The 13,025-nt window shown below is 61.8% G+C and carries 12 protein-coding genes; 6 read left to right on the top strand and 6 right to left on the bottom strand.

The features are described from left to right. The first annotated feature begins 3 nt into the window (after positions 1-3). From FQ320_RS07340 to FQ320_RS07315, 6 genes are all read left to right on the top strand, one after another. Positions 4-1,110, top strand: a complete 1,107-nt coding sequence (locus tag FQ320_RS07340; RefSeq protein WP_148471052.1) for an ABC transporter ATP-binding protein — start codon at positions 4-6, stop codon at positions 1,108-1,110. After that, positions 1,086-1,970: an ABC transporter permease gene (locus FQ320_RS07335; RefSeq protein ID WP_255509406.1), complete on the top strand. Its 885-nt coding sequence runs from the start codon at positions 1,086-1,088 to the stop codon at positions 1,968-1,970. The genes FQ320_RS07340 and FQ320_RS07335 overlap by 25 nt, the downstream gene beginning before the upstream one ends. Next, positions 1,967-2,815 (top strand): ABC transporter permease, encoded by an 849-nt coding sequence (locus tag FQ320_RS07330; protein WP_148471051.1) that lies wholly within the window; start codon positions 1,967-1,969, stop codon positions 2,813-2,815. The genes FQ320_RS07335 and FQ320_RS07330 overlap by 4 nt, the downstream gene beginning before the upstream one ends. A gap of 490 nt (positions 2,816-3,305) precedes the next feature. Further along, positions 3,306-4,583, top strand: coding sequence for a flavin-dependent oxidoreductase (locus FQ320_RS07325; protein WP_148471050.1), 1,278 nt, complete (start codon positions 3,306-3,308; stop codon positions 4,581-4,583). 126 nt (positions 4,584-4,709) lie between these two features. Continuing rightward, on the top strand, positions 4,710-5,960 hold the full coding sequence (locus FQ320_RS07320) for an AGE family epimerase/isomerase (RefSeq protein ID WP_148471049.1): 1,251 nt from the start codon (positions 4,710-4,712) through the stop codon (positions 5,958-5,960). Between the two features lie 103 nt (positions 5,961-6,063). After that, entirely contained in the window at positions 6,064-6,435 is a 372-nt protein-coding gene (locus FQ320_RS07315) for a winged helix-turn-helix domain-containing protein (RefSeq protein WP_148471048.1), read from the top strand. A 10-nt stretch (positions 6,436-6,445) separates the two neighbouring features. Here FQ320_RS07315 and FQ320_RS07310 read toward each other — a convergent pair whose 3' ends face one another. The 6 genes from FQ320_RS07310 to dctP all read right to left on the bottom strand — a co-directional run bounded on the left by FQ320_RS07310 (position 6,446) and on the right by dctP (position 12,973). Then, positions 6,446-7,072: a thymidine kinase gene (locus tag FQ320_RS07310; protein ID WP_148471047.1), complete on the bottom strand. Its 627-nt coding sequence runs from the start codon at positions 7,070-7,072 to the stop codon at positions 6,446-6,448. A 166-nt stretch (positions 7,073-7,238) separates the two neighbouring features. Then, the gene (locus FQ320_RS07305) at positions 7,239-8,759 is read right to left on the bottom strand and encodes a malonyl-CoA synthase (protein ID WP_148471046.1); all 1,521 of its coding nucleotides are present in this window, start codon (positions 8,757-8,759) and stop codon (positions 7,239-7,241) included. A 1-nt stretch (position 8,760) separates the two neighbouring features. Then, positions 8,761-10,017: a malonyl-CoA decarboxylase domain-containing protein gene (locus FQ320_RS07300; protein WP_148471045.1), complete on the bottom strand. Its 1,257-nt coding sequence runs from the start codon at positions 10,015-10,017 to the stop codon at positions 8,761-8,763. After that, positions 10,014-11,330 carry a TRAP transporter large permease gene (locus FQ320_RS07295; protein ID WP_148471044.1) on the bottom strand — a complete coding sequence of 439 codons (1,317 nt, stop codon included), beginning with the start codon at positions 11,328-11,330 and terminating at the stop codon, positions 10,014-10,016. Before FQ320_RS07295 ends, FQ320_RS07300 begins: the two co-directional genes overlap by 4 nt. A gap of 3 nt (positions 11,331-11,333) precedes the next feature. Beyond that, positions 11,334-11,897, bottom strand: coding sequence for a TRAP transporter small permease (locus FQ320_RS07290; RefSeq protein ID WP_148471043.1), 564 nt, complete (start codon positions 11,895-11,897; stop codon positions 11,334-11,336). Between the two features lie 89 nt (positions 11,898-11,986). Beyond that, complete coding sequence (dctP, locus tag FQ320_RS07285) at positions 11,987-12,973, bottom strand: TRAP transporter substrate-binding protein DctP (protein WP_148471042.1); 987 nt, start codon at positions 12,971-12,973, stop codon at positions 11,987-11,989. Positions 12,974-13,025 lie beyond the last annotated feature (52 nt).

The raw sequence follows: 13,025 nt of genomic DNA, 5'->3' as shown, positions 1-13,025 counted from the left end.
TCCATGAGCGCCGATTCAGCCCCCGATCTGGAATGCCGCGGCCTTACCAAGCGGTTCGGCGACATAACTGCCGTCAAGGATGTGGATTTCTCGGTGCCTGCGGGGTCGTTCTTTTCCATTCTCGGCCCGTCTGGCTGCGGCAAGACGACGATCATGCGGATGATTGCCGGGTTTCTCGAGCCGAGCAGCGGCGATATCCTGATCCGCGGCCGCTCGGTTCTCGGGGTGCCGCCCAACAAGCGCCCGGTCAACATGGTGTTTCAGCATCTTGCCCTGTTCCCGATGATGAACGTGGCCGAAAATATCGGCTATGGGCTGCGCCGTCAGGGCGTGGCCAAGGCGGAAATCACCCGGCGCACCGGCGAGGTTCTGGAGCGGATCAGCCTGCCCGGGATCGGTGCGCGCAAAGTGTCCGAGCTTTCGGGCGGCCAGCGTCAGCGTGTCGCCATTGCCCGCTGCATGGTGCTTGAACCCGAGGTTCTGCTGCTGGACGAACCGCTGGGCGCGCTGGATCTGAAGCTGCGCGAGAAGATGAAGATCGAGCTGAAATCGCTGCAGGCTGAATTTGACACCACTTTTGTCTATATCACCCATGATCAGGGCGAAGCCCTAGTGATGTCTGACGCCGTGGCGGTGATGAACGCCGGTCGCTTTGAACAGATCGGCGCGGCCCGCGATCTTTACTATCGGCCTGCCACCGCTTTCGTCGCCGGTTTCGTCGGCGAGGCAAACCGTTGGAGCGGGCGAGTGACCCGCGTGGAAGGCGACACCGCCGAGGTGCAGACCGATGCGGGACTGACCCTGCGCGCCCCGGCGGACGGTCTGAAGACCAATGACAAGGTCTCCGTGTTCGTGCGCCCCGAAGCGATCAGCATCGGACCGGACGCCGCCGCGATGCAGGATCAGGCATTCGGCACGAAAGTTCAGGTGACGGCGATGCTGTTCAACGGGGCCAACAGCCGCGTTCTGGTCCGCGACCCGCAATCGGGCAGCGAGATCGACGTGGCACTGCCGCAATCGGCGGGTTTTGCCAATCTCGACAAGGGCGCCGAGGTGCAGATCGGCTGGACCCGGGAACAGACGCTGTGTTTTGCGGACACGGCGTCGTGACGGGCCGGGGCCTTGGGTTCTATCTTTTGCTGGCGCCCTTGGTGTTGTGGCTGGGATTGCTGATCATCCTGCCGCATATCGACATGGCCATCGTATCCCTGCGCACCCGTGTCGCCCCGCGCGAATATGTCCCCAGTCTGGACAACTATGCCGCTTTCATCACCGAACCGCTCTATATTGTGACCTTTTTGCGCACTGCGATCATGTCGGTTCTGGCCACGGTGATCACCCTGATCATCGCCTTTCCGATCAGTTACTATATCGCGAAGATCGCCAAGGGCCGCAGTCAGGCCGCACTGTTCCTGATGTGCCTGATCCCGTTCTGGGTGTCCGAGCTGGTGCGCACCTTCGGCTGGATCATCCTGTTGCGCGAAACCGGGGTGATCAGCGGGTTCCTGCAATGGCTGGGTCTGGCCGATCAACCGATTGAAATGCTGTATAATGACGCGGCGATGATGCTGGGCCTCGTTTATACTTCGATGCTGTTCATGGTAGTGCCACTGACCACGACATTGGAAAGTCTGGACGATGCGGTGATCGAGGCGGGCTATGACCTTGGCGGATCGGGTTTCAGCGTGCTGCGGGAAATCGTCATTCCCCACGCTATGCCGGGGATCGTTTCGGGCTGCATCGTGGTGTTCATGCTGAGCCTTGGCAACTATCTGACGCCCACCATGCTGGGCGGCAAGGGCAGCCTGTGGTTCACCGAGCTGATCTATTCCCAATTCATCGTCCGCTTCAACTGGGAGCTTGGCGCCGCCTTCGGCTTCTGCCTTCTTGGCGCATCCTCGCTGATCGTCTGGAGCATCTTGCGGCTGACCGGACAAACCCTTGAGCGCACGATGGGAGAGGGCAAATGATCCCGTCGATCCCTCAGTCGGGCGCGGTAAAACTGATCTACAAAGCCTATGTGCTGGTGTTTTTCCTGTGGCTGGCGCTGCCTCTTGCCACCGTTGTCGTCTTTGCCTTCAACGACAGCCAATTTCCGTCGCTGCCCTGGCAGGGGTTCACCTGGGGCTGGTTCTTTGGCGACGCGCGCCCGCAGATCGGCCTGTTTCACGAACGCCGGATCCTGTCGTCGATCGGCACATCGGTCTTTGTCGCGATCTTCGTCTCGGGGCTGTCTGTCCTGGTCGGCACGACCAATGCATTCCTGTTCAACCGCTACAGCTTTCCGGGGCGCGGGTTACTATATATCCTGATGCTGCTGCCTCTGGTGGTGCCGGGGATCGTGCTGGGGATCTCGATACTGGTGTTTTCCAGCCGGATCGCCGGGGTGGTTCAGGACGCATCGGGTCTTTACGTCGACGCCCTGCGTCCCGGTCTTGTGCTGGTCATCGCCGGTCAGTTTTCTTTCATCACCACCATTGCGACGCTGGTGATATCGGCCCGGCTGATCAAATTTGACCGGTCTCTGGAGGAAGCGGCGCTGAACCTTGGCGCAACCCCCCTGACAGCGGTGCGCACGATCACAATTCCCTATTTGCTGCCTGCGTTGATCGGTGCCTTTGTCGTCGCCTTTCTGATGAGTTTCGAGAATTTCAACACCACGCTGATGCTGGTCGGCTCGGACGCGCCGTTGACCATCACCATGTTCGACCGCCTCAAGGAGGGATCGACGCCGGTGCTGAACGCTGTGTCGCTGCTGCTGATCCTTGGGTCCAGTGTGCTGGCGCTGGCGATGATCGCCCTGCAACGCCGCTGACAGGAGCAAAGCAAGGGAATTCAAAACCCGGCGTGAGCAATACGCATTGTCGTCGGCATCTGGCGAAACTCCGTCGGTTAATTGCTGTAGTTCGGACTGCGCGCGCCTGATGCAGTCGCTCTGCTGGGCGATGGGAGTGCGAAGCCCTGACGTCGGTTGAAAACCTTACCGCGATTCGGCAATCGAAATCAGGCCAATCCGGATTTTATGCCGTGACTGATCCACTTGGCGGTCTCTCTGCGAACAGGGTGCCCGGTGGACCCCAAGCGGTTTCATTGCACTTACCCCGCTTTGATTGACGCTATTGCATGAGTATTTGGACAAAGAAGAAGCCGAAAGCGGTTCGGGCTGAGATGGCAGTGCAGATCTCGTGTGACGGCATGCAGGGGCGGCGGTTGGCTTTTCTTTCGCTCCGGGACCGCGCAGGATGACGTTCGGGGGCGCTGGCGACACGGGCGGGGGCGTTGGCGAAATGGGGAGTAGCTCAATCATGGCCGGGAAACCTGTGTTGATCGCGGGCGGAGGCATTGCCGGGTTGGCGATGGCGCTGACGCTGCACCAGATCGGCGTGCCCTGCACCGTGTTCGAAGCCTCGCGTCGGATGCGGCCGTTGGGCGTCGGGATCAACCTGCAACCCAACGCGGTCCGGGAATTGCACGATCTGGGGTTCGGAGCCGATGCCTTGGGCGAAATCGGCGTGCAAGTCCGGGAATGGGCGCTGGTCGGGCTGAACGGCGCGACGATCCATGCCGAACCGCGCGGGTTGGACGCCGGATATCGCTGGCCGCAATATGCGGTGCATCGCGGCGCGCTGTTGATGATGCTGTACCGGGCCGTCATCGAACGGATGGGTGTCGATGCGGTGCGGCTTGGCGCGCGGGTGACGGGATATGCGCACAGCGGCGATGGGGTGACCGCGCAGGTGCTGCAAGAAGACGGTTCGATCACCGAGGAAGCGGGCGCGCTGCTGGTCGGGGCGGACGGTATTCATTCGGCGATCCGCGCGCAGATGCATCCCGACCAACCACCGGTACATTGGGGCGGTGCTTTGATGTGGCGCGGCACGGCGCGTGCCCGGCCCCTTCGCACCGGCGCCTCCTTTGTCGGGCTCGGGACCCACCGCCAGCGGCTGGTGATCTATCCGATTTCGCCGGTCGGGGATGACGGATTGGCAACGGTCAACTGGATTGCCGAGGTGACGGTGGACAGCGCGGCGGGCTGGACCGGCGAGGGCTGGTTCCGACCGGTGGAGATCGATACATTCGCCCATCATTTCGAGGCGTTCCGCTATGACTGGCTGGATGTGCCTGCCTTGCTGCGGCAGGCCGGGGCGGCCTTCGAGAACCCGATGATCGACCGTGATCCGGTTGCGACTTGGGTGGACGGGCCGGTCGTCCTGATCGGCGATGCGGCGCATGCGATGTATCCCACGGGGTCGAACGGCGCCAGTCAGGCGATCGTCGACGCAAGGGTGCTGGGGGCGAGGATCTGCGACCATGGGCAGACGCCGCAGGCCGCTGCGGCGTTTGACGCGCAGTTGTGCGGACCGGTGTCGGCGCTGGTCCTGCGCAATCGCGGGGCAGGGCCGTTCGGATTGCTGAACATGGTAGACGAACGCTGCGGTGGTGTGTTCGAGCAGATCGACGAGGTTATTCCGGCCGCGGAACGGGCCGCATTCATGGCGCACTATAAGGCGGCGGCAGGGTTTGACATCGGTTTGCTGAATGCGGCGCCGCCGGTCATCGCGCCGGAACGGTGGTTGGCCTGAGACCGGGCATCCGCGACCCCCTATCGCGCAGGCCGCCAAGCCCGGTTCGCCATTCGCCTGACCCCGCGTTAATAACTGTACGTAACCGCCATCCGGCCTTTGCAAAAACCGAAAAGAGATACGATCATGGCTGACAGCACAGAATGGCCACAGGTTGCCGGACCCGCGTTCACCGACAGGCCGGTGCACCGGGACTGGTTGATGGATCAGGCGCGGGGGCTGATTTCCTTCTTTTTGCCTGTTTCGATCAATCCGGTGGGCGGGTTTCACGTTTTGGACCGGGCCGGGCGGCCGCTGTGGCCGGATTCGACGGTCCGTGCGCTGCACGGCACCACCCGGATGGTTCATTGCGCCGCGATTGCGCATATGCTGGGCCTGCCGGGGGCGGATGATGCGGTGGATCACGGGCTGAAATACATCTGGCAGCGGCACCGGGACAACACGAACGGCGGCTATTTCTGGGGTGTCGGCGACGGAGGCGCAGTGGACGACAGCAAACAGGCCTATGGTCATGCCTTCGTCCTGCTGGCCGCATCATCGGCAAAGGTCGCCGGTCATCCGGACGCGGACCGGCTGTTGGCGGATGTGACCGGGATCCTGCAAGAGCGTTTCTGGGATGCCGCGGCAGGGGCCACGACCGAGGAATATCACGCCGACTGGTCGCCGATCAGCACCTATCGCGGTCAGAATTCGAACATGCATCTGACCGAAGCATTGATGGCGGCATTCGAGGCTACGGAGGAGCAGCACTATCTCGACAAGGCCAATTCGATTGCCGCACTGATCATAAACCGCCACGCCCGCGCGCAGGGCTGGCGGGTGGCCGAGCATTTTGACGCCGCGTGGACGGTTGATCGCGGTTATTCCGGCGACCCAATGCTGCGCCCCGCAGGCGTGACGCCGGGCCACGCTCTGGAATGGGCGCGTCTGCTGATCCAACTGTGGGAACTCGGGGGCAGGGCGGCTGACTGGATGCCGGTGGCGGCGCGGGAATTGTTCCTGACCGCATGCCGAACCGGGTGGGACGCCGCCAATGGCGGCTTTTACTATACGCTTGATTGGGACGACCGGCCAATCGTGCGCGATCGATATTGGTGGCCCTGCTGCGAAGGCATCGCCGCCGCCAGTACCCTGTATCGAGCGACCGGCGACGCCGTATTCGAGGGCTGGTATCGTCGCATCTGGGGGTTCACCAACCGGTATTTTCTGGATCGGGAATGTGGCGGATGGATTCCCGAACTGGATGACACCCTTGCCCCGTCGCAAACGGTGTTCACTGGAAAGCCCGATCTTTATCATGCACTTCAGGCCTGTTTGATCCCACTTTATCCAGCCGACGGCAGTGTGACCCGGCAGATCGCGCGATCATTCGATTGATCCGGCGGCGGTTCCAAGGTTGGGACAGCCGAACCGCGTCTTCGGTGGTGTTGCCCTTGGAAGCGGTCTTGCACAGAGACGGCGAACCGCGCGACTATTGGCGATGGAACCCGAAACCAGTCCTCCCCGTCTGCGCATCCGCATCGTCTTTGGCGAGGACGAGATCATGGGGCCGGGCAAGGCAGAACTTCTTGAACGCATCGGGCGCTGTGGCTCGATCGCTGCGGCGGGCCGTGAGATGAACATGAGTTACAAGCGCGCCTGGAGCCTGATCGGGACGATGAACGCGATGTTCAGCGCGCCAGTGGTCGAAAGCACGCGCGGCGGTGCCGGGGGCGGCGGCGCGGTTCTGACGGACCGGGGCCGCGACGTTCTTGCGCTTTATCGACAGTTCGAGGCTGATGCCGCCAAGGCAGGCTCACCGCGTCTTGACGCACTGAGCCGTATGATGACGGATATGCCCGGCGGAAAATAACACCGCGTCTTCAGCCACGCTGATCGCGGGCACTGGCCAAATCCATTGCCGCCTCATCTTGCTGGCGAAACGCCTGAAACCAATGGCGGCGGCAGACGGATTTATAGCTCGCGTTGCCGCCGATCTGAACCTGTGGGCCGGTAAAAACCGCCGTGCCGGAGGCATCAAGCCGCAGCACAGCCGTCGCCGCCCGCCCGCATTCACAGATCGATCGCATCTCGCGGATGACATCGGCAATCGCAAGAAGGGCGGCGGCACCCTCAAACGGGTGCATGCGAAAGTCGGTCCGCAGACCATAGGTCAGCACCGGAATGTTAAGTTCGTCTACGCCGCGGGCAAGCTGCATCACCTGCTGCTGAGTCAGAAAATGCGCCTCATCGCAGAGCACAGCAGCCACTTTCGCCGCCTGGGCCGGAATCATGATTTTCTCGAACAGATCGTCGTCTCTTGCAAAGGTTTTGGCGGGTGAGCGCAGCCCAAGGCGGCTGGCGATAAAACCCTCGCCCGCCCTGTCGTCAAGCCTTGCGGTCAGCAAATGACAATCCATGCCCTTGGCGCGGTAGTTGTGTTCGGTTTGCAAAAGCAGGGTCGATTTGCCTGCATCCATGCTCCCCCAGTGAAAAAACAGTTTCGCCATGAATTGCTCCGCTCTGTGCCAGGTCCGGGGCCAAGGCTGGGGATGATGCGCTTGCCCCGGGTTTCGATTTCTGGCCGACATATCGCAGCAATACAGATTTGACGATCCACAAGCGGGCTGTAGCCGAACGACAGCCGATTGATCACGGGCAGAAGTCCGGCCCCGGTCAGGGCGTGGTGAAGGTTTCCGACAGTTGATCGCGCAGCAGGTTTTTCTGCACCTTGCCCATGGTATTGCGCGGCAGGGCATCGACAATCAACAGTTTGCGCGGATGTTTGAAACGGGCCAGATCGACCTGCGCCGCCGCCATGATGGCGTCAAGATCGGGAGAGGCCCCCGGTGCAGGCACGATCAGACCCAGCACGGTTTCCCCCAGATCGGGATGCGGCACGCCGATCACCGCGCTCTCCAATACGCCGGGCTGTTCATCCAGCAACATTTCGATCTCTTTGGGATAGATGTTATAGCCGCCCGAGATGATCAGATCCTTGTTGCGCCCGACAATATGGACATAGCCGTCAGCGTCGATCCGGCCCAGATCACCGGTGATGAAAAACCCGTCGGCGCGCAGTTCCGCCGCTGTCTTGTCGGGCATTTCCCAGTATCCCTTGAACACATTCGGACCGCGCACCTCGATCTGGCCGATCTCACCCTGTGGCAGTTGTTCACCGCTGTCGGGATCGGTGACCTTTAACGTAACCCCGGGCAGGGGAAAGCCGACCGTGCCCGCCCGCCGTTCCCCGTCATAGGGGTTCGAGGTGTTCATGTTGGTTTCCGTCATCCCATAGCGTTCAAGGATGCGGTGTCCGGTGCGCGTCTCGAACTGGCGGTGGGTGTCGGCAAGCAGGGGCGCGCTGCCCGAAATGAACAGCCGCATATGACCGGCCAGATCGCGGGTAAAGCGTGGATCGTCCAGCAACCGGGTGTAAAACGTCGGAACGCCCATCAGCACGGTTGCCCGGGGCATCAGGTCAATCAGCCGGTCAATGTCGAGCCGGGGCAGAAAGATCATCGCGCCCCCGGCCATCAGCGTCACATTCGTGGCAACGAACAATCCATGTGTATGAAAGATCGGCAGCGCATGGAGCAAAACGTCATTTGCTTCGAACCGCCAGTGATCGACCAGAGTGCGGGCATTCGAAATCAGGTTGTCCTGAGTCAGCATCGCGCCTTTCGACCGTCCGGTCGTGCCCGAGGTATAAAGCAGCGCGGCCAGATCGCCGCCTTGGCGCGCCACGGTGGCAAAGGTGTCGGGGCAGACACTTGCGCCATCGCTCAGGCTGCCCGAACCGTCGGCGTTCAGCGTGGCAAGTTGCGTGTTCATCCTCTCGGCCAGCGGGCGCAGGGCGGCAGCTTCGGCTCCGTCACAGACGAGCAGCGCGGCGCCGCTGTTTTCGAGGAAATAGCCAAGTTCCCCATGGGTATAGGCCGGGTTGAGCGGCAGAAACACCAGCCCGGCCTGAACGCAGGCCGCATAAAGCGCCAGCGCGTCGGGCGATTTGTGCACCTGCGCCGCCACACGGTCGCCCGGGGAAAGGCCAAGTTTTGTCAGATGCCCGGCGAACCGCGCTGCCATTGCCAGAAAGGCGCGATGGCTGATCACCTTTCCTGAGTCGAGGATCAGAAACGGCGTTTCCTTCCCGGCATGCAGGTCGAACAGTGAATCATACAGCGGGTTAACGGTCATCTCAGCTTTCCTCAGACCGGGCCGGAGCATGGCCCGCCGCCAGAGATGTCACCTCGGGCGAGGCGGCGATGGCGCGTTCGGTCGCGAACTTTTCGTGGTTTCGTGTCACCTTGTCCAGATCATAGAGGTAATTCACCATCACCCCTGCCGACTGCGCCATCCCCTTGGCCGAAGTGTCTGCGCCGGTGTGGATCGCATGGATCAGCGCCCCATTGCCCAGATGGAACCGCGCCACCGGGTCAGACGGGCCGCCGTCCGGCGCTTTAACCTTCAGCAGGAAATGCGCGGCGGCCGAGGCCGGATCGGTGTCGTCGGAGCCATCCAGCAGCACCTCTTGGTCGCGTGCCCAACGGGCAAGCCCGGGGATCGGCGACAGGGTGACAAAGGTGGCAAGACCGGGCAGTTCAGCCGCCAGATCGGCCGCCACCTGTTTGATCAGCAAATTGCCAAAAGAAATCTTCGCCAGCCCGGCCTGACAGTTCGATATGGAATAGAAACAGGCGGTGTCCGCCTCGGTTGCGGGCAGGATCTTGCGTTGCCCGGCCAACAGGTCTTGCACCGATCCCGGAATGCCCCGGGTCAGGGCGACCTCGACGAAAATCAGCGGCTCATCGGGCATCGAGGGGTGAAAAAACGCGAAACAGCGCCGGTCGGCGGGTTGCAACCTGCCGCGCAGATCGTCCCAGCTGTCGATGGCGTGCACCGCCTCATAGGCGATGATCTTGTCCAGAATATACGCCGGACTTTGCCAGCTTATCGGCCGCAGCACCAGAAAGCCCCGGTTGAACCACGAAGCGAACAGATGCCGGAAATCAAGATCGAGCGGTTCAAGCGTCGGATCGCCACGCCCAAGGCGCAGCAGATCGGCACGCATCCGCACCAGTTGCCCGGTCGCGCCCGGGACGCTGTTCAGCCGGCGGATCAACTCTTGGCGGCGCGGCTCGGACGCCTCCATGAAGCTGCGATAGCTGTCCTTGGTCGGTGCGTGCTCATAAGCCGCAAGGGCTTCGCGCACGGTATCCGGATCAATATCCATGTCACGCTCAAAATGATGGAACAGGGCGAGCTTCTCGGCGTCATCAAGCCCGTCGAACCGAACAAGAATCTGTTGCGCCAGCGCCAGACCCGACATCTCACCCTGCGATCCAACCAGCGCCGCGGCCAGTTCCTCAATCGGGCGAGAGTCGGTCTGGGCGGTCGGACCGGCGCGATAGCGTCGCTCGAACACGGTGGACAGAAGATCGGCAAGAAAGCTCATATCGCCACCCCCATGACGGCATCCGGCAGCCAGGTCGCAATCCCCGGAAACACGCACAGCAGGAAGATCGCCAGCACCATACAGGCGACATAGGGCAGCGATCCGTAAAGGATCGTCTTCAGCGAGATATCCGGCGCGATCCCGTTGATCACATAAAGGTTCAGCCCGACGGGGGGCGAAATCAGCCCGATTTCCATGTTGACCGTCAGGATCACCGCGAACCAGATCGGATCGAAACCCGCAATGGTGATGATCGGCAGCAGGATCGGCGCGGCCATCAGGATCACCGCGACCGGGGGCAGAAAGAAGCCGGCGATCAACAGGAACACGTTGATCAGCCCCATCAGCACCCAACGGTTCACATCCAGCGTGCCGATCCACTCCGCGATGCTTTGCGTGATGAAAAGCGAGGACAGCATATAGCTGAACACCCCCGCCGCGCCGATGATGAACAGGATCATCACCGACTCCTTGGTACTGTCGCGCAGCACCGTCCACAGGGCGGCGGGCGACCACAGGCGATAAATGATGATCGCGATCACCAGACACAGCAGTGCCCCCACCGCCGCGGTCTCGCTGGGCGTGGCGATGCCGCCGTAAAGCGTAAACAGAACGCCGATGATGATGACGAGGAAGGGCAGGACACGGGGCAGGATTTCGAATTTCTGCTTCCACGAGTACGTGCGCGGCGAGAGCAGGTTCACATCCCCCGAACGCCATGTGGAATACAGCGACCAGGCCATGAACAGTGTGACAAGCATGAGGCCGGGCATGACCCCGGCCAGAAACAGCCGCCCGATCGACGTTTCCGTTGCGATGCCGTAAACGATCATCGTCACCGAGGGCGGGATCAGAATGCCAAGGGTGCCGCCCGCCGCGATTGAACCGGCGGCCACCCCATCGGGATAGCCGCGCTTGCGCATTTCCGGGATGCCCATCTTGCCGATGGCGGCGCAGGTGGCCGGGCTTGACCCAGACATCGCCGAAAACAGCGCGCAGGCCCCGAGGTTGGAAATCACCAATCCGCCGGGCACCCGAGTCAGCCAGCGCTCCAACGCCTCGTACAGGTCGGCGCCCGCACGGGTCGATGCGATAGAGGCGCCCATGATGATGAACATCGGAATCGACAGCAGGGCAAAATTGTTCAGCTCGCCAAACACGATTTCGGGGATCAGCTCCAACGACCGCGTCCCGTCAAAGATCACCAGAAATCCACCGGCAACGATCAGCAGGCCCAGAGCCACGGAAACGCCTGAAAACAGCAACAGAATGGTGGTCAGAGCGACCAGCCCACCCAGAATCAACGGGTCCATCGCTCAGCCCTCCAACCCGAAGGGCCGGTCATGGCCCAGAGCCACCGCTGCCAGATCGGCCATCAGTTGCAACAACATCAGTCCGAACCCGACCGGAATCGCCAGATAGGGAATCCACAGGGGCACCCCAACCACGGTTTCAGACCGCCAACCGCGACTCCAGGCGAGTTGCCACAGGTCGTATCCGTACCACAGGATCACCGCGACGATGATGATCGACAGAACCGAGGTGAACCAGAACAACAGGGTCCGCGCCCGCCGACCCAGCGCCAGCGGAATCAGATCGACATTCACATGGCCGCGCAGCAGCTGGACATAGGACAGGCCCAGCAGGGTGGCGCTGATCGACAGATAGATCACCGTTTCGGTCTGCCAGACGGTCGAGACGTTCAGCACGAAACGCACGAAAATCATCTGGCAGGTGATCAGCACCGCCGCGACGATCATCGCCGCCGCGATCCATCCGGCAACAGTGCTGACGGCGGCGACGGCGCAGAGCACCGGATTGCCGCCGAACCGCGCAAACGGCGACACGCTGTCAGCGGCCAAAGGAAGTGAGCCTGACATGGAAGGACTTTCTGCTGTTTCGGGGGCCGGGGGACGCCTGAGCCGGCACGCGTAGAAGTCGCCCCGAAGATTGCCCCCGGGGCGGACGGTCATTCGACCGCCAGCGCCATATCGAGAAGCTCCTGCCCATTCGGCGTCTCTTCGACAAACGCCTTATAGGCGGTCTCTTGCGCCAAAGCCCGCCATGCGTCGAATTCTTCCGCCGTCATTGTAGCGATCTCGACCCCGTTGTCGGCGAACACCTTGGCCGAATCCGCGTCTTCCTTTTTGGCCTCTTCCAGATAGTAGGCTTCGGCCTTGGCACCCGCGTCGGTCAGCGCGGTCTGCTGTTCCGGGGTCAGCCCGTCGAAGGCGGATTTGTTGACCAGCAGCGGCTGATACATGAACCACAAGGCGTATTCGCCCGCCGGGGTATAGCAGGACACCTGCTCATACAGCCGATAGCTGACAAAGCTGGACGACGAAGTGTTGACCGCATCCAGAACGCCCGATTGCATCGCGTTATACACTTCGGACGATGCCATCGACGCGATTGAGGCACCAGCGCCCGCCAGCATTTGCTCGAACGACTTGCCTGCCGCGCGGGTTTGCAATCCCGCCATATCTTCGGGTTTGGTGATGCACTTGTCCTTGGCGGCGAACCCACCGGCGAGATAGCCGTGAACCAGAACCTTGACGTCATCCCCGGCCATGATCTCTTCGACAGCCTCCATGAACGGGCTATAGTTCATGCGTGCGGCGTGATCGTGGTTCTTCACCAACCCGGGCATCAGCGTCAGGTTATAGGCCGGCTGTTGCCCCGCCGCATAGCTGAGCGGGAGCACCGCCATGTCAAGCTGGCCGCGCGACAGCGGCGTATATTGATCGCGCGCCTTGAACAGGGATTCGCTCGGGAAAATCTTGATCTCAAGATCGACACCGGCAGCCGCGACATCATCGGCGACCATCTGTGCCACCTTGTGGCGGATATCGCCGGTTGACCATTGGTGTGACAACCGCAGCTCTGCCGCCATCGCCGTACCGGCAACCGAACAGATCACAAGCGCCGCAGCGCCTGACATCAAATAGCGTTTCATCGAACCCTCCCCTTGGTGATGCGGGGATATTTCCCCTGTCACGGGTAACGAT

This window comes from Oceaniovalibus sp. ACAM 378 (genome assembly GCF_008085915.1).
Classification (GTDB): Bacteria; Pseudomonadota; Alphaproteobacteria; order Rhodobacterales; family Rhodobacteraceae; genus Oceaniglobus.
This window is presented reverse-complemented; position numbering and strand designations above follow the sequence as displayed.